The sequence below is a fragment of the uncultured Flavobacterium sp. genome (genome assembly GCF_963975515.1).
Lineage (GTDB): Bacteria > Bacteroidota > Bacteroidia > Flavobacteriales > Flavobacteriaceae > Flavobacterium.
The window spans coordinates 18,276-35,854 of record NZ_CAXBGY010000013.1; the positions used below are offsets into that span (position 1 = coordinate 18,276).

At 30.7% G+C, this 17,579-nt stretch carries 12 protein-coding genes and 1 tRNA gene; 8 read left to right on the top strand and 5 right to left on the bottom strand.

Going from position 1 to position 17,579, the window contains the following annotated elements; genetic code table 11:
* Positions 1–169 precede the first annotated feature (169 nt).
* The 3 genes from AAC008_RS12750 to AAC008_RS12760 all read left to right on the top strand — a co-directional run bounded on the left by AAC008_RS12750 (position 170) and on the right by AAC008_RS12760 (position 3,372).
* Positions 170–1,639 (top strand): hypothetical protein, encoded by a 1,470-nt coding sequence (locus AAC008_RS12750; RefSeq protein WP_339889691.1) that lies wholly within the window; start codon positions 170–172, stop codon positions 1,637–1,639.
* A gap of 129 nt (positions 1,640–1,768) precedes the next feature.
* On the top strand, positions 1,769–3,001 hold the full coding sequence (locus AAC008_RS12755) for a metallophosphoesterase (protein ID WP_339889692.1): 1,233 nt from the start codon (positions 1,769–1,771) through the stop codon (positions 2,999–3,001).
* 74 nt (positions 3,002–3,075) lie between these two features.
* Positions 3,076–3,372 carry a thioredoxin family protein gene (locus AAC008_RS12760; RefSeq protein WP_339838963.1) on the top strand — a complete coding sequence of 99 codons (297 nt, stop codon included), beginning with the start codon at positions 3,076–3,078 and terminating at the stop codon, positions 3,370–3,372.
* Here AAC008_RS12760 and AAC008_RS12765 read toward each other — a convergent pair.
* Positions 3,369–3,992, bottom strand: coding sequence for a polysaccharide deacetylase family protein (locus tag AAC008_RS12765; RefSeq protein WP_339889693.1), 624 nt, complete (start codon positions 3,990–3,992; stop codon positions 3,369–3,371). The two genes, AAC008_RS12760 and AAC008_RS12765, sit on opposite strands and share 4 nt — an antisense overlap.
* 57 nt (positions 3,993–4,049) lie before the next feature.
* The gene (locus AAC008_RS12770; RefSeq protein WP_339889695.1) at positions 4,050–7,256 is read right to left on the bottom strand and encodes a DUF2723 domain-containing protein; all 3,207 of its coding nucleotides are present in this window, start codon (positions 7,254–7,256) and stop codon (positions 4,050–4,052) included.
* A 153-nt stretch (positions 7,257–7,409) separates the two neighbouring features.
* Here AAC008_RS12770 and AAC008_RS12775 point away from each other — a divergent pair.
* Positions 7,410–7,480, top strand: a tRNA-Gln gene (locus AAC008_RS12775).
* A gap of 52 nt (positions 7,481–7,532) precedes the next feature.
* Here AAC008_RS12775 and AAC008_RS12780 read toward each other — a convergent pair.
* The gene (locus tag AAC008_RS12780; RefSeq protein ID WP_339889697.1) at positions 7,533–8,357 is read right to left on the bottom strand and encodes a universal stress protein; all 825 of its coding nucleotides are present in this window, start codon (positions 8,355–8,357) and stop codon (positions 7,533–7,535) included.
* 162 nt (positions 8,358–8,519) lie between these two features.
* On the opposite strand from AAC008_RS12780, the gene rimP reads away from it, so the two are divergent.
* The 3 genes from rimP (at position 8,520) to infB (ending at position 13,159) form a co-directional block, all read left to right on the top strand.
* Positions 8,520–8,987 carry a ribosome assembly cofactor RimP gene (gene rimP / locus AAC008_RS12785; RefSeq protein WP_339889698.1) on the top strand — a complete coding sequence of 156 codons (468 nt, stop codon included), beginning with the start codon at positions 8,520–8,522 and terminating at the stop codon, positions 8,985–8,987.
* A gap of 15 nt (positions 8,988–9,002) precedes the next feature.
* Positions 9,003–10,244 carry a transcription termination factor NusA gene (gene nusA, locus AAC008_RS12790; RefSeq protein WP_339889700.1) on the top strand — a complete coding sequence of 414 codons (1,242 nt, stop codon included), beginning with the start codon at positions 9,003–9,005 and terminating at the stop codon, positions 10,242–10,244.
* 86 nt (positions 10,245–10,330) lie between these two features.
* Positions 10,331–13,159: a translation initiation factor IF-2 gene (gene infB, locus AAC008_RS12795; protein ID WP_339889701.1), complete on the top strand. Its 2,829-nt coding sequence runs from the start codon at positions 10,331–10,333 to the stop codon at positions 13,157–13,159.
* A gap of 312 nt (positions 13,160–13,471) precedes the next feature.
* On the opposite strand, the gene AAC008_RS12800 is transcribed toward infB, so the two are convergent.
* A complete protein-coding gene (locus tag AAC008_RS12800) occupies positions 13,472–15,670 on the bottom strand; it encodes a TonB-dependent receptor (RefSeq protein ID WP_339889702.1) in 2,199 nt (732 codons plus the stop codon).
* A 3-nt stretch (positions 15,671–15,673) separates the two neighbouring features.
* Positions 15,674–16,051, bottom strand: coding sequence for an SPOR domain-containing protein (locus AAC008_RS12805; protein WP_339889704.1), 378 nt, complete (start codon positions 16,049–16,051; stop codon positions 15,674–15,676).
* Positions 16,052–16,268: 217 nt separating this feature from the next.
* On the opposite strand from AAC008_RS12805, the gene AAC008_RS12810 reads away from it, so the two are divergent.
* The gene (locus AAC008_RS12810; protein ID WP_339889706.1) at positions 16,269–17,579 is read left to right on the top strand and encodes a c-type cytochrome; all 1,311 of its coding nucleotides are present in this window, start codon (positions 16,269–16,271) and stop codon (positions 17,577–17,579) included.

Consider the following 17,579-nt stretch of genomic DNA (forward strand, 5'->3'; position numbering starts at 1 on the left):
AAAAATACAATTCTTATAAATATTTAGCTTAGTTATTATCTAATAAATTCTTTTAAAATTTAGATTGAAAAAAAAAAATAAGTATATAATTTTGAATTTTTTTTCTTTTTTATGTATTTAATCGTTTTTTTTGTACATTTGAACGATTAATTATCAAATTCTCTTACTTATGAAAAAGAACTTTACTTTAATTTTAAGAACCAGTTTTTGGGTTTTTATACTTTTTTGCACAATGCAAAATTTAAATGCACAAGTAGGAATTGGAACAACATCTCCTGCTGCATCTTCTGCTTTAGATATTACCTCTACAACAAAAGGACTTTTGACGCCAAGAATGACTACGGTTCAAAAAAATGCTATTGTAGCTCCTGCTAATGGCTTGATGGTTTATGATACTGATTTAAAGGTATTTAGTTATTATGATTTACCAACTACCACCTGGATTAATGTTACACAAGGTAGATCTAAATTTAAAAGAATAAAATCTACAGATGTTTTGGCAACTGTTTTAGCTGCGGAACTATCTGCTGGAAGTGGTTCTAAATATCTCTTAGATTCTCAAACCTTGTATGAGATAAATGGTACCGTTACTCTAAATTTTCCCATTGAATTAAACAATGCTTATATAATTGGATTAGATTCATCTGATGATAAGCTAGTTAAGGCAACTGGTGATCTTTTTACAGGTACAACAGGTGGCTCTATTAGGGTTTTGACTTTGTCAGCTACAGCTGGTAGTGTTTTTAATATAAATGGTGGGGGAACTCAAAATTTAATTTTTAGAGACATGATTATTACCGGTTCTGCTAATGTTGGATTGATTCAAAATTTTAACATGGTGTTTAGTAGCATTGTTCAATATGTAGGCAACGCAAACGGGACAATATATAGAAATATTTCAAAATTATTATTAGATAATCAAGGTTGGTTTGGAAATAATACTGGTGTTTTTGAGAAATATGAAGGAACTTTTGGTTCTATCCAAAAACAAGGAGGTTTTTCAGATGTAAATGGAGCAGCTATAGGTGTGGATTTTTCTTCAAACCCAACAATAACTAATTACGGAACAATGCAAAGTGTCAATTTTGCAGGTACGCTATCCACTGGGAAATATGTAGATCCGTATACTGGACTTGGTACTTATTCTGGTTTTAATTTTAATAATAAATGGGATGTTAACTGTTCTGGTATTCCTTATGAAGGGGATAGTTATAGTGTTGGTGATGTGAATTTTGATTATGTTATTGGCTTTGGGATAGAGACTAATTTATCTTCTACTCCAATAAAGGTGGTAGGGGTTACTTCATCAAACAATATGAATAGAGCTTCTAATGGAGGTACTAATAACAGAATACAGTATTTAGGAAACAAAAAGAGATATTTTACGGTTAATGCTGTAGGGTCTTTTCAAGCAACAAATGGATCTAACACAACATACGTGTTTTATATTGCCAAAAACGGTGTTGTTATTAATCAATCTAAATCGTATGCTTTTTCAACTAATTCAATTGATATAAGAACATTTCCAATACAATGTATCGTTGAGTTGAATCCTAACGATTATGTAGAAGTGTTTGCTAGGCAGCTTAGTGGGACTAGTAACATGCTTACTGTTTCACTAAATTTATTTATGAGATAAATTTTAATAAAAAAAAACAGATTTAAAGACCAATATTTTTAAATATTGGTCTTTTTTTTGGCGTTAAAGTTTTAACAATTAGTTTCTCTAGCAAACTTTATATTTATTACTTTGTAAAAAAATAACAATATGCTACGTTGGTTGATTCCGTTAATAATAATTGCAGTTATAGAGTTTTATTCATTTCAAGCAATACGAACAGTTACTAAATCAAAATTTATATTAATACTTTATGTAGTTATTACTGTTTTAGTTGTGAGCTACTTAATTTATCAGTTTTCACAATTTGATAGAAGTATTGGTCAAACAAGCAAATCTTTGTTTACAATGGGGTTGTTCTTGATTTTTGTAGTGCCAAAAATTGTTATAAGTTTTGTTTTGTTTGGAGAAGATGTTTTTAGATTTTTTAAAGCTATTATTGTTCATTTTGTTGGTGACAATGATGGTGGTAAGTTTATGCCAACCAGAAGACGATTTGTGAGTCAAATTGCATTGGGTTTAGCAACTATTCCTTTTGCATCATTATTATATGGAATAACTATCGGAAAATATAATTTTAAGGTAATTAAACAAACTTTGTTTTTTCCTGATTTACCAGATTCTTTTGATGGAACAACGATTACACAAATTTCAGACATACATAGTGGAAGTTTTGACAATCCTGAAAAAATTCAATATGCTATTGATTTGATAAACGAACAAAATAGCGATATGGTTTTGTTTACAGGTGATATTGTAAATACTCATGCAAAAGAAATGCATCCTTGGATTGAAACGTTTAAAAAGATTCATAATCCTGCTTTAGGTAAATTTTCAATTTTAGGAAATCATGATTATGGAGAATATTTAGAATGGGATTCTGAAAAAGAAAAAGAGGATAATTTTGAAGCTATAAAAGATTTACATCGTCAAATAGATTTTAAATTACTGCTTAATGAAAATGTAAAAATTCAAAAAAACAGTGATTCAATTCGTTTAGTTGGCGTTGAAAATTGGGGAAAACATTTTAAGAAAGTTGGTGACCTTGAACTAGCCAGCAATGACATTGCTTCTGATGAATTCAAAATATTAATGAGTCATGATCCAAGTCATTGGGATTCAGTAGTTCAACACGATGATAAAAATTATCATTTGACCCTTTCTGGGCACACACATGGTTTTCAATTTGGTATAGAAATCCCGGGTTGGTTAAAATGGAGTCCAGTACAATATGTTTACAAACAATGGGCTGGATTGTACGAAAATAAGGGTAGATATGTATATGTTAATCGTGGCTTTGGCTTTCATGCTTATCCAGGAAGAGTTGGAATTATGCCAGAAATTACAGTAATTGAGTTAAAAAAAGGTAAAAAAGTAGCGTAATTCATTAAAAATACTACATTTGTATTATAAATTGTATAATAAACCTTTGTCTTATCATTAATTAATTCGATTTTATGTCAAAATTTGGAGAACTTATAGATGCTCAAGTCCCTGTTTTGTTAGACTTTTTTACAGAATGGAATGAGCCTTCAATTGCAATGAACGAAGTAATTCGTCATGTAGCTGCAGCACTTGGTGATAAAGCTAAAGTGATAAAGATTGATATTGATAAAAATCAAGAACTTGCCGAAGCACTCCGTATTAAAGGTTTGCCTACTTTAATGATTTACAAATCGGGTCAAATGGTTTGGAGACAAAGTGGTGAATTAGATGCAAATACTTTGATAAACATCGTAAAAGAGCAAGCTTAATTTATCGCATCAAAAACAAATCCTTTTTCTTTTAAATATTTTATAGCTTTGGGTAAAGTGTACTCAAGGTTTTTCTGCGCTTTCAAACTATCATGAAAAACTAAGATGCTTCCAGATGCTGTTCTTTTGGTGTTTTCTAGGCATTTTTCGAACGAAATGGCTTGATCGTAGTCTTTGCTTAAGATATCCCACATTATTATTTTAAAGCCCTTCATTCTAATTAATTTAGATTGAATAGGTGTTATTTTTCCGTAAGGAGGACGAAATAGTTTGCTGTGTTCAGTGTTTAGCTTGCAGATTTCAGCTTCACATAAATCAACATTTTTAAGATATTTTTTTGAAGTTACTTTCCATCCTTTTAAATGATTGAAGGTATGATTTCCTATAGAGTGCCCAGCTTCAATGATTTTTTTGAATATTTCTGGATACTTTTCAATGTTATTTCCAATGCAGAAAAATGTTGCTTTTATATTTTCTTTTTCAAGTATTTCTAAAACCCATTCTGTTATTAAAGGCGTTGGTCCATCATCAAATGTTAAGTATATTTTGTTTTCTGAATTTGGAATGTCCCAAACCTGATTGTAAAATATTTTTTTTATGAATTTTGGAACTTTTACCATAGAAAAATAAAAAAAGCCTAATAAGTTTGATGTCTTATTAGGCTTAAAATTATTAAATTATTTTAACATATCTCTTTCAAAACGGCTAAACCTTTTATTGTAGTTATTGAATTTTACTTTCTCGACAGCATATAGATTAGTATCGTTTGCACTTTCGATTATTTCTAATAAGCTTCTATATCTTTCAATATCAGAAACTATATCAATTGCTATGCTGTTTTGTTGATTTACAGTCAAACTTGCGTAATAGGTTAAGTTTTCTTGATATTTGCCGATTAATGTTTTTACTATTTTTTGTGCTTTTTCTTTTTTACCTAATTCATAATATCCAGTTGCAAAAGGTTCAACTAAGGTGTAATAACCAAATTGTTCAATTGGCATTTTTGTCATAGCTAAATCAATAAGTTTTTCTGCCTTTTCTTTTTTGCCTTCATTAATTAGCTGTTCCATTAATCGAGCAATATTTGAACGATAGGAAACACTGTTTTTTCTTGTTTCTGTATCATGATAAATAGCAGGGTCGTTACTGTTTCCCCAATCCCATTTCATAATTATATCATACATTTTATCACTATCAATAATTCCCATGTCTAAAGGGCTTCCTCCTTTTTCTTTTGGAGTACGAACAGGAACGATTTTATAGCACATTCCGTCTAATTGTAAATAATCTTTTAGCCATAAGAAATCTTCATCTGCAAAGCTTCCTCCAGTAAAATACATTGGACGTTTCCAATTATTTTCATTAAGAATGTCTAGCATCATTAAACGATTTTTGTATAAAGCATTTCCTTTAATAGTTAGGCTCATTGCAGGAACAATCGAGTCTTGAAATTGTTTTGCTACAACATTATTTTTAATAATGGTTTCTTTGTCTACAGGAATAATAACTTTATTAGAAGGATAGTAATGTAGTCTTTGGCCGCTATTCATTTCAACAGTTGCTCTTTCATCCTCAAGTTTAATAAATTTTAAAATTTCATCTAAAACCAAAGGCTCTTTAGTTTTTTCTACAAATAGAACACCGTCTCTATTACTACCTTTGTATTGATCCCTAGTAAACGAAATAGGTAAAGGTTCAGATTTGTAAGCTTTGTTTTTCATTTGGTCAATATACCAGTCAGTAGCTAATAAACTTGTGTTTACAATTCTAATATCTGTTCTGTATCCTTCAATCTCTTGAGCGTACCAAAGCGGGAAAGTATCGTTATCTCCAATAGTAAATAAAATAGCATTCGGATCACAAGAGTCTAAATACGCTTTTGCCATAGCTAATGCAGTGTATCTCCCGGAACGATCGTGGTCATTCCAGTTTTCTTTTGCTAAAAGAACTGGTCCAGCCAACATTGTAGTTGCTAAAACAATTGGAATTGTAACTTTTGGGCTCAAGAATTTTTTTAATCCATCGAAGATAGCATAGACTCCATAGCCAATCCACATCGCAAAGACATAAAATGAACCTACAACCGCATAATCACGTTCACGTGGTTCAAAAGGTCTTTCGTTCAAGAATATCTTTAGAGCAAAGCTTGTAAATAAAAATAGCGCTAATAGGACATAGAAACTTTTTAAATCCTTTCTAGCATGAAAAATCATTCCTATTATTCCTAAAATAAAGGGTAAGAAATAATAAGTATTTCTTGCTCTATTATTTTTCATATCAGAGGTTAATTCGGATTGATTTCCAAGTCTAATTTCGTCTAATGGTTTAATTCCACTAATCCAGTTTCCATTTTCATTATCATATTTACCTTGAATATCATTTTGACGACCTACAAAATTCCACATTAAATACCTTGTGTACATGTATCCAAACTGATATTCAAACATAAACTTCATGTTATTAGCAAATGAAGGCTTTTCGATTATCAAATAGTCTCCATATCCTTTTAAAAAAGCAGTATAGTCTTCCAAGTCTACTTTTCCTTGTGCATAAGCTGTTCTAAATTCAGAAACTATTTGAACTAGTTCATCTTCATGAGAATATTCTGGATTTACTCTAAATTCTAAGGGCTCAGTAAAAAGCATATAGTTTTCAGCATGATCAGTACTCCACATTCTTGGCATAAAGCCTTTATGATTGTCATCTAAATTTTGATTTCCATTTTTGTAATCATTTGTAATTACATATGCCCCAGATTTATAATCCCTTTCGTAATTGGGTTTTTCATCAAAATAAGGATTGTTTTCGTCAATTCCCGCATACGATTCTGAAAACATTGGTCCGTAAAACGTTTTTTGTTCTCCATATTGCTCTCTATTATAATAAGCTAAAACTTCGGCAGCATCTGAAGGTTTGTTCTCATTGATCGGAATATCAGTATTTGCTCTAATTGGTAACATTATCCAAGTTGAAAAACCAATTAGGATAAATAATAAGCAAAGTAAAATAGTGTTGTAAAAAACATGGCCTTTTTTTCTGGTGTAGTTTAATCCAAAATAGAAGAATGCTAATATTGTTAAAAAGGCAAAAATTGTTCCCGAATTAAAAGGCAATCCAAAAGTGTTTACCATGAAAATCTCAGTCTTTCCAAAGAATGACAACGTATAAGGTAGTAAGAATTTAAAGACAAAAAACAAAATTACAACAACAACAACATTAGCTATAATGAAGTTTTTAAGGGTAACTTCTTTATATTTCTTAAAGTAATACAGAAGACCAATTGAAGGAATAGTAAGCAATGCCATAAAGTGAGCTCCAAAAGAAAGCCCAATTACTAAAGAAATTAAGACTAACCATCTATTTCCTCTAGGTGCATCCATTTCTTGTTCCCATCTCAAAGCTAACCAAAGTAACAGAGCAATAAATAAAGAAGCCATTGCATAAACTTCTGCTTCTGTAGCATTAAACCAAAAACTATCTGTAAATGTAAAAGCTAAAGAAGCGACTAAAGCACTTCCTAAAATCATGATAGAATTGCTTTTTTTATCATCATTTGTGGTTGGAACTATTTTTTTAAGTAAAATTGTCATCGACCAAAACATAAATAATATGGTAAATGCACTTGAAAAAACAGACAACATATTAACCATTAATGCTATTTTATCGGCACTTGTTGCAAACATTGCAAAGAAAGAACCTAGCATTTGAAATAGTGGTGCTCCAGGTGGATGGCCAATTTCTAGTTTTGCGGCAGTTGAAATGTATTCTCCACAGTCCCAGAAACTTAAAGTTGGTTCGACAGTTAAGCTATAAGTTATTAAAGCAACTGCAAAAGCAAACCAACCTAGAATATTATTCCATTTATTAAAGTTAAACGATGTCATAAGCATATTTAAATGAGGTTATTTTTTATCTACAGCACAAAGAAACTATTTTTTTATTATAAGTAACGCTGAAATTAATTTTTTAATATTTTTTTTAGAAAAATTTGTAATAAATAAAATATGTATTACATTTGCACTCGCAATAGCAAACCATGTCCCATGGTGTAATGGTAACACAGCGGTTTTTGGTACCGTCGTTCAAGGTTCGAGTCCTTGTGGGACAACAACAAAAAAGCCCCGATATATTCGGGGCTTTTTTATGCTTATATTTTTCCGTTAAATTTTAAACGTAATAACTGCTCTTTTTGCGTGATTAACTAAATCTTCACTAATACTTCCATTGAAGAAATGCGAAATTCCTTTTCTTCCATGTGTACTCATTCCAATTAAATCAGCTTTAATGCTTTTGGCAAAATGTAAAATCCCTTTTTCTACGTTTACATCATTGTAAATATGAGTCGAATAGTTGTTGATTTTGAAGTCTGAAGTAAAATTATCCATTATTTCTTGTGCAACATGTGTTGACTTGAAACTGTTAGGAGTGTTTATCATCACTAAATGCAGATGAGAGTTGAAATTATTAGCAAATTCAACAACCTTTTTAAAAGGTGTCTTGATCTCGTCTGAGAAGTCAGATGCAAAAACAAAATTATTAGCATTAAAATTATCGTCTTCTTTCTTTATTACTAAAACAGGAACATCTGAATTTCTAACTACTTTTTCCGTATTAGAACCTATAAACATTTCTTGAAAACCACTTGCTCCGTGAGAACCCATAACTATTAAATCTACATTGTGTGTTTTTCCGCTTTTAAGAATTCCATCAAAAGCCATTTCAAATTGAATAACTTTAGAAACATTTATGCCATTTAAATAATCAGCGTTCATAATTCCGTCTAATTTGTTTAATGCTGCATTTTTAAACAACATTAGTTCAGGAATATCATGTGAATTTGAAACAGCGTCATTACCAGAAGTTGGTAATTCTAGCATGTGAATTAATATTATTTCTCCGTTATTTTTTTTAGCAATTTGTGCTGCAACTTTCAATGCGTATTCTGCGCTTTTAGAAAAATCTGTAGGTACTAAAATTTTTTTCATTGTGTATGTGTTATATGTAATTTTTTATTTACATAAAGGTATGAAAATTAATTATATAAATCAAAGGTTTTATTTATTTAAAAAATTATGTATATTTGCACCGTTATTTGTATGACAATTTAGATAATGAGGGAAGCAATGCTTCCCTCTTTTTATAAAATTATGAGTTTTAAAGAAACAGTAAAAGTCCTTTTAGATGAGGCTCTATCACAGAAGCCATCAATGTTTTTAATTGATTTAGTTGTTACCGAAGACAATAAAATTTCGATAACTTTAGATGATGATAATGGTGTAAATCTTCAAGATTGTATTGTTATAAGTCGTGCAATTGAGCACGAATTAGATAAAGATGAGCTTGAATATTCAATAGATGTTGCTTCGGCAGGAGTTTCTACTCCTTTAAATCTTATAAGGCAATACAAAAAAAATGTAAGTAGAAACTTAAGAGTAACTACGAATGAATTGGAAAAAATTGAAGCCAAACTTGTAGCTGCAGATGATGAAAAAATCACTTTAGAATGGCAATCAAGAGAGCCAAAGAAAATTGGCAAAGGAAAAGAAACTGTTAACAATAAAAAAGAAATTGCTTACACTGAAATAAAAGAAGCAATTGTATTAATATCATTTTAATTATTTAGAATCAACATGGAGAATATTGCATTAATCGATTCGTTTTCAGAATTTAAAGACGACAAACTCATTGATAGAGTAACGTTAATGGCTATTTTAGAAGATGTTTTTAGAAACGCATTAAAGAAAAAATACGGATCAGACGACAACTTTGATATAATCATAAATCCTGATAAGGGTGATATGGAGATATGGAGAAATAGAGTTGTTGTTGCTGATGGAGAAGTAGAAGATGAAAATTCTGAAATATCATTATCTGAAGCAAGAAGAATTGAGCCAGATTTTGAAGTAGGTGAAGATGTGTCTGAAGAAGTAAAGTTAATTCAATTAGGAAGAAGAGCTATCTTAGCTTTACGTCAAAACCTAATTTCAAAAATACACGAACACGACAATACGAATCTTTACAAACAATTTAAAGATTTAATTGGAGATATTTACACGGCTGAAGTGCATCACGTACGTCCAAAAGTTGTAATATTGATGGATGATGAAGGAAATGAAATTGTGCTTCCAAAAGAAAAACAAATTCCAAGTGATTATTTCAAAAAAGGTGATAACGTAAGAGGTATTATTGAAAGCGTTGAATTAAAAGGAAACAAACCTCAAATTATTATGTCTAGAACAGCACCGTTGTTTTTAGAAAAATTATTTGAACAAGAAATTCCTGAAGTTTTTGACGGATTAATTTCTGTTAAAAATGTAGTACGTATTCCTGGAGAGAAAGCAAAAGTTGCCGTTGACTCTTATGATGATAGAATTGACCCAGTTGGAGCTTGTGTTGGAATGAAAGGTTCTAGAATTCATGGAATCGTTAGAGAATTAGGTAATGAAAATATTGATGTAATTAATTACACAACAAATACGCAGTTATATATTACAAGAGCATTAAGCCCTGCAAAAGTTTCTTCTATTAAAATTAATGAAGAAAAGAAAACGGCAGAAGTGTTCTTAAAAGTTGAAGAAGTTTCAAAAGCAATTGGTCGTGGAGGACACAACATTAGATTAGCTGGACAACTTACAGGTTATGAATTAGATGTTATTAGAGAAGGTTTAACAGAAGAAGAAGATGATGTTGAATTAAGAGAATTCTCTGATGAAATTGAAGAATGGGTTATTCTAGAATTTGAAAAAATAGGATTAGATACCGCTAAAAGTATTCTTGATCAAGATGTTGCAGATTTAGTTCGTAGAACAGACCTTGAAGAAGAAACAGTTTTAGAAGTTGTTAGAGTCTTAAAAGAAGAATTTGACAGATAGTTATAATAACTATTGAGCCTAATAAATAAGATTAAACAAGATTATATTTACAAGAATATAGTTCAGAAGAAATACTAAATTAATTTATGTCTGAAGAAAGAGCAATACGAATAAACAAAGTTTTAAGAGAATTAAATATTTCCTTAGAGAGAGCTGTGGACTACTTAAAAGAAAAAGATCATTCAATTGATTCAAGTCCTAACGCAAAAATTTCTCAAGCGGAATATGATATTTTATGTGGTCAATTTTCTGCTGACAAAGGAAAAAAAGTTGCCTCTCTTGAAGTTGGTGAAGAAAAGCGTAAAGAAAAAGAAGCACTTAAAAGAGAACTCGAAAAAGAACTTGAAGTAAAAAGATTGCAAGAAGAAAAGCAAAAGCTTGAAGTAATTAAAGCAAAAGCTGAACTTTCAGGTCCAAAAACTGTTGGTAAAATTGATTTGGATTCAAAAAAATCAGACAAGCCTCAAGAAAAAACAGTAGAGCGAAAAGTCGAAACTCCAAAAGTTGGCGCAGCAAAAGTTGAAACCCCAAAAGTTGAAACTCCAAAAGCTGAAGATGCTAAAGTTGAAACTCCTAAGGTTGAAAACAAAACAGTTTCAGAAAAGCCTAAAGTTGAAAAAAAGACTCCTAAAGTCGAAAAATCAACAGAAACTTCTAAAAAAGAAGAAAAAGCTGAAACTTCAGCTGAACCTGAAGAAGAAAAAGTTGAAACTCAATATACTAAATTAGCAGGTGCTACCTTTACAGGAAAAACAATTGATTTATCTCAATTTAATAAACCTAAAAAGAAAGATCCTAAAAAAGAAGTTAAAAAAGCAGGTGATGTAAAAGCAGCAGGTACTCCTGGAGCTAATAGCAATGCCAATAAAAATAAACGTCGTAGAATTGCTAAACCAGGTACTCCTTCGGTTCCAGGTGTTAATAATACAGGTGGAAAGAAAGAATTTGTTAGAGGTGGATTTAATAAAGGTGGTAAAAAACCGGTTATTCAAAAAACAGAGCCTACTGAGGAGGATGTTAAAAATCAAATTAAAGAAACGCTTGAAAGACTACAAGGTAGAGGTAAAGGTGGAAAATCTAAAGCGGCCAAATATAGAAGAGATAAAAGAGATTCTCACCGTCAGCGTTCTGATGATGAACAACAAGCTTTAGAAGAAGGAAGTAAAACAATTAAAGTAACAGAATTTGTTACTGTAGGTGAAGTTGCAACAATGATGGATGTACCTGTAACTAAGGTAATCGGTACTTGTATGACGCTTGGAATAATGGTTACTCAAAACCAACGTTTAGATGCTGAAACTTTAACTATTGTTGCAGATGAATTTGGTTACGAAGTAGAATTTATAACTTCAGAAATTGAAGAAAATTTAGAAGTTGTTGAAGATAAACCTGAAGATTTAAAATCACGTTCTCCAATTGTTACAGTAATGGGACACGTTGATCATGGTAAAACATCTTTACTGGATTATATTCGTTCAGCTAATGTAATCGCTGGTGAATCAGGAGGAATTACACAACATATTGGAGCATATGGCGTAACGTTAGAAGGTGGTCAAAAAATCGCATTCTTAGATACACCAGGTCACGAAGCTTTTACAGCAATGCGTGCCCGTGGTGCTCAAATAACAGATATTGCAATTATTGTAATCGCTGCAGATGATGATATAATGCCTCAAACAAAAGAAGCAATTAGTCACGCTCAAGCTGCTGGAGTTCCAATGATCTTTGCTATCAATAAGGTAGATAAAGAAACTGCAAATCCAGAAAAAATAAAAGAAAAGTTAGCAGCTATGAATTTATTAGTAGAAGATTGGGGTGGTAAATACCAATCTCAAGATATCTCTGCTAAAAAAGGAACAGGTATAAAAGAACTTTTAGAAAAAGTTTTATTAGAAGCTGAAATATTAGAATTAACAGCAAACCCAGATAAAGCCGCTATTGGAACTGTTGTGGAAGCACAATTAGATAAAGGTAGAGGATATGTTTCAACTATTTTAGTTCAAGCAGGTACACTTCGAGTTGGAGATTATATGTTGGCTGGAAAAAATCATGGTAAGATTAAAGCTATGCATGATGAAAGAGGAAATATTATTACTGAAGCTGGACCATCAACTCCTGTATCTATTTTAGGTTTAGACGGTGCTCCAACTGCTGGTGATAAATTCAATGTATATGAAGACGAAAGAGAAGCAAAACAAATTGCTGCAAAACGTACTCAATTACAAAGAGAACAATCTGTTCGTACTCAAAAACACATTACTCTTGCCGAGATTGGTCGACGTATCGCTTTAGGACAGTTTAAAGAATTAAATATTATCCTTAAAGGAGATGTGGATGGTTCTGTTGAAGCATTAGCAGACTCATTCTCAAAATTATCTACAGAAGAAATTCAAGTAAATATTATACATAAAGGAGTTGGAGCAATTACTGAATCTGACGTATTGTTAGCTTCTGCATCTGACGCAATTATAATAGGATTTAACGTTCGTCCACAAGGAAACGCTAAACAATTAGCCGAAAAAGAAGAAATTGATATCCGTAACTACTCAATCATTTACGATGCTATTGATGACTTACGTGATGCAATGGAAGGAATGCTTTCTCCAGAATTAAAAGAAGAGATTACAGGTACTGCAGAAATTAGAGAAATCTTTAAAGTTTCTAAAATTGGATCAATTGCTGGTTGTATGGTTACTGATGGAAAAATATTTAGAAATTCTAAAATTCGTATAATTAGAGATGGTGTTGTAGTATATACTGGTGAACTATCAACTTTAAAACGTTTCAAAGATGACGTTAAAGATGTGTCAAAAGGATATGATTGTGGTATGCAAATTAAAAACTATAACGATATTGAAGAATTAGATATTATCGAAGCCTTCCAAGAAGTAGAGGTGAAGAAAAAACTGAAATAAGATTATTTATTCTGAATAAATTTCATAAGCATATAAATAGAAAATCCCAAGTTTATAGCTTGGGATTTTTTTGTATTTTTAATTGATATTATTAGTCAATCAATATTCTTTATTAAGATGTACAGTAAGTCGTAATTTTATTTTCGTTCAGCAAAAAATTAATCCAAATTAAATCAAATATTTTTGTCAATTTTAAACATGTTGAATAACTTAAAAAAAAACATTACTCTTACACTAATCAACATTATGTTGCAATGTTTTGACAAAAGTAAATTTAATTAGTAAACAATATCTAATTGATTTTTAATGGATCTAGAATTCATACTTCAAACCACCATAAATATTTCTGCCAGGAGCATTTATTCCAGAAGCAAAAACTCTATATTGGGTGTCTAAAATGTTTTCAATACCAACAAACAAAGTTGCTTTTGGCAATACATTGAAAGCTGTTTTTAAATTGTATGTTTCCCAAGCAGGCATTCCACCATTTGGAGCATATTGTTCATTGTCTTCTCCATTTAATAAATAATCACTGATTGGTTTTTTTCCGTTATATAATATGTAAGCTTCAATGGTTCCCCAATTTTTAGAATAATTTAATCCAACTTTGCCATAATAAGGAGGAATGTGATCAAGAGGAGTGTTTTCCTCTTCACTAGTAATTCTTCCTAAAGTATAATTAAAATTAGCTACGTATTGCAAACTAGAAACGATATAACCTTTTATGTTGGTCGAAAAACCTGTTACAAAAGCTCTACCTTTATTTTGATTCGCTAAAACTTGACTTTGACTTCCATTATACGTTATGGTTGACTGACCATTATATAGATAATTATCTGTAATAATTGCATCAATAAAACGAGTAAAGTAATATGTATTTTCTATTTGAAAATGTTTGTTGTTGGTTTTAACAACAAATCCTAAATCAGTTGTAATTGTTTTTTCGGGTTTCAAATCTGCATTCGGTACAATCACAAATCCACCACCAGATTCAAAAATTTTAGCTAAATCATCAATGTTTGGTACTCTAAATCCTGTGCTAACATTTGTTTTTAAATCAATATTTTTAGAAGGTTTATGTACTAAACCTGCAGTTCCGCTATATGTAAAGTTTTTTTGATTTATATCGTTAAATGGAAGTGAAAAAAATGTATCATCAGAAATTGTACTATTTAAAATTGTGTAGCCAGCTCTAGCACCAATATTAAAATTTGTCTTTTTTGAAAAAACGGTGTTGTAAGAAACATAAAGATCATTTCTCAACATATTATTTTTTCCATTTGGATAACGTGTGTCAATTAGTTTAATTTCTCCAGTATTTATATTGTTTGAAAATGCTGAAGAATTTAAATCTTCTAAATAACTTTCAACACCATAAAACAAATCACTTTTAGAAAATTCTTTATGTAAATCAATACTAATAGAGTACATGTTTACATTTTCAGTTCTATTTTGTAAATTATAATTACCAAACCTCCTGTTATGACGACTTTCTTCAACATTTTGATAAGCTAAATCTACTTTTAAGTCACTATTCAAAATAGCTTTTTCTTTAGATAAACTATAAACGGCCAATAATCTTTTTTGAGGGCCGTAGTACCATTCAGCATTCTTTAATCCAGTTGATGAAGCATCGGTTAATCTATCATATCTCGGAATGTCTGTGCTGTTTGAAAATTGAAAGTTTAGACCATGCTCAATTCCTTGTGAAGTTTTGTAAGCAACTTTCTGCATAAAATTATATTGCTTAAAACTTGATTGCTTTTGTAAATAGGGGTTTGAGTTTTTAACTAAAATATCAACTCCATTATTAGTTTCAACATAAAAAGGTCTTTCTCCAAAGAAATTACCATTATGATTTTTTCTTTTACCCATTTTTAAATCTCCAAAATCATTATAGGAAAATGAAGTTAATGAAGCCCAATTTTCTTTGGCATAATTAAAATAAAAATGACCCGATTTTTCTTCATTTACAGAAGAATAGCGTGTTGAAAAATTGCCGCTTATTTTTTCAATTTGATTAGATGAAAATTTGGCTTTTTTTGTAGTCATATTAACAGTGCCTCCAAGAGCATCACTTCCAAAAAGTGTAGATGTTGGTCCGTAGAAAATAGTAACACTTTCAAGTAGATTTTCATCAACAGATATTACATTTTGTAAATGACCAGACCTATATATAAGGTTGTTCATGCGAACTCCATCTACTAATAATAAAACTCTACTAGCTTCAAAGCCTCTAATAGTTGGACTTCCTCCTCCTTGTTGTGATTTCTGAACAACTAAAGTACCTGAATTCGATAGTAAATCGGCTGTATTTTGAAAATTTTGAAACTCAATTTGTTTTAAATTGATAGTCTCTACTTGAATAGGTAAAGTTTCTTTTTTATTTGGAAGCCTTACTGTGGAAAGGACTACTTCTTCAAGTTGGTTTACAATAATTGTGTCTTTCGTGTTTTGTGAAAATGAATATGTACCAATTAATAATGTACATAAAAGAAAAGCTTTTCTCATATTCTATTTGTTTGGTTTTATTAATAAAGCCAAAGGATATTTCTTTTTAATTTCAAGTAATGAGTTTTCTGCTTCAATTCTAGTTTTAAAACTGCCTACCCAAACTTTAAAAGTTGGATTATTATAGATCATTGTACCGTCAATTTCCTTGAAATTGCTTTTAAATTCTGTTAAATTTTTAATAGCTTCGTCTTTTTTACCATTAAAAATCTGAATTTTATATAAATCATTTATCGTGATTCCGGTATTAATTTTTCTTTTTTCTTTTAATAAAGCTTCAATTTTTGGATCTTGTTCTATTGATTGAGAAAAAGATTTGTTAGATATAAAGCTGAATATCAGTGCTAAAAAAAGTAATTTGTAAGTTGTTAATTTCTTCATGATGATTGTTGTTTAATGCAAATTTACACTTAAAATGGATTTGTTAAAACTAATGTTTTATTTAGAACAAGTATAAATTACATTTTAAGGTAAAATTAAGGTTTTGATAATAATTCAATTATTGTATTTTTGTCGGAGTTTTAAAAAAGATGTGAGATTTATTAAACACATTTATATCTAAAACTATACCAAAATATAGTCGATAATCATTTTAAATATGAAAAAGGTGGGTAACCATAGATCGTTTTCTAGGATTTTTTTCAGTTTAGCTTTTTCGCTAACTCTTTCATTTGTTTCTTATTCACAAGACGCAGTTTCTGCTGATGCACCCGTTGCAGATGTGGTTGCTTCAGGTGGTGATGTTGCAAAAGGGAAGGAACTGTTTAATGCAAATTGTGCAGCTTGTCATAAATTAGACGCAAAATCTACGGGTCCAGCATTGCGTGATGTTGCTGATAAATATGACAAAGAATGGTTGTATAAATGGATTCATAATAGTGCTGACTTAATTAAGTCTGGAGATGCAATTGCGGTAAAGGTGTTTGAAGAAAACAACAAAATACCAATGACAGCATTTCCTCAATTGTCAACTACTGATATTGATGACATTTTAGCTTATACTTCAGAGCCTTTGCCTGTTGCTGTGGTTGCAGTGCCAGGTGCTCAAGTTGAAGGTGAGGGTTCAGGGATTTCAAACAACATTATATTAGGAGCTTTAGCTTTGGTGTTAATGATGTTAGTTGTTATGCTGTTTTTAGTTAGCAATGTTCTAAATAAAATAGCAAAAGCAAATGGAATTGAAGTTGCTGAAAAAGAAAAATCTCTTCCAATATGGAAAGCATTAGCTAAAAATCAATTCTTAATGGTTGTTTCTGCAATCTTTTTCTTATTGATTAGTGCTTATTTTGCATATGGATATTTTATGCAAATTGGAGTTGATCAAGGATATGAACCAATTCAGCCTATTCATTATTCGCATAAAATTCATGCTGGTGATAATGGTATTGACTGTAAATACTGTCACTCTGCGGCAAGAGTTAGTAAGCATTCTAATATTCCTTCGTTAAATGTTTGTATGAATTGTCATAAAAATATTAGTGAAGTTGCTGAAACAACTGCGACAGAAGAGTATTCAAAAGCTTTCTATGATGAACAGATTGATAAATTATATACTGCTGTAGGTTGGGATAAGTCAACTCAAAGTTATACGGGAAAAACAAGTCCGGTTAAATGGGTGCGTATTCATAATTTACCTGATTTTGTATATTTTAATCACTCTCAACACGTTTCTGTTGCGGGTGTCGAATGTCAAACTTGTCACGGACCTGTTGAAGAAATGGAAATTATGGGTCAATTTGCTCCTTTAACTATGGGATGGTGTATTAACTGTCACAGGGAAACAAATGTTAAAGTAGAAGACAACGAATACTACACAAAAATACACGAAGAACTTTCTAAAAAATACGGTGTTAAGCAATTAACAGCTGCTCAAATGGGTGGTTTAGAATGTGGAAAGTGTCACTATTAA

Excerpts from the sequence above, each read along its gene's own strand:
- AAC008_RS12750 (WP_339889691.1), top strand. The coding sequence starts at position 170 with ATGAAAAAGAACTTTACTTTAATTTTAAGAACCAGTTTTTGGGTTTTT.
- AAC008_RS12755 (WP_339889692.1), top strand. The coding sequence starts at position 1,769 with ATGCTACGTTGGTTGATTCCGTTAATAATAATTGCAGTTATAGAGTTT.
- AAC008_RS12760 (WP_339838963.1), top strand. The coding sequence starts at position 3,076 with ATGTCAAAATTTGGAGAACTTATAGATGCTCAAGTCCCTGTTTTGTTA.
- AAC008_RS12765 (WP_339889693.1), bottom strand. The coding sequence starts at position 3,992 with ATGGTAAAAGTTCCAAAATTCATAAAAAAAATATTTTACAATCAGGTT.
- AAC008_RS12770 (WP_339889695.1), bottom strand. The coding sequence starts at position 7,256 with ATGACATCGTTTAACTTTAATAAATGGAATAATATTCTAGGTTGGTTT.
- AAC008_RS12780 (WP_339889697.1), bottom strand. The coding sequence starts at position 8,357 with ATGAAAAAAATTTTAGTACCTACAGATTTTTCTAAAAGCGCAGAATAC.
- rimP (WP_339889698.1), top strand. The coding sequence starts at position 8,520 with ATGAGTTTTAAAGAAACAGTAAAAGTCCTTTTAGATGAGGCTCTATCA.
- nusA (WP_339889700.1), top strand. The coding sequence starts at position 9,003 with ATGGAGAATATTGCATTAATCGATTCGTTTTCAGAATTTAAAGACGAC.
- infB (WP_339889701.1), top strand. The coding sequence starts at position 10,331 with ATGTCTGAAGAAAGAGCAATACGAATAAACAAAGTTTTAAGAGAATTA.
- AAC008_RS12800 (WP_339889702.1), bottom strand. The coding sequence starts at position 15,670 with ATGAGAAAAGCTTTTCTTTTATGTACATTATTAATTGGTACATATTCA.
- AAC008_RS12805 (WP_339889704.1), bottom strand. The coding sequence starts at position 16,051 with ATGAAGAAATTAACAACTTACAAATTACTTTTTTTAGCACTGATATTC.
- AAC008_RS12810 (WP_339889706.1), top strand. The coding sequence starts at position 16,269 with ATGAAAAAGGTGGGTAACCATAGATCGTTTTCTAGGATTTTTTTCAGT.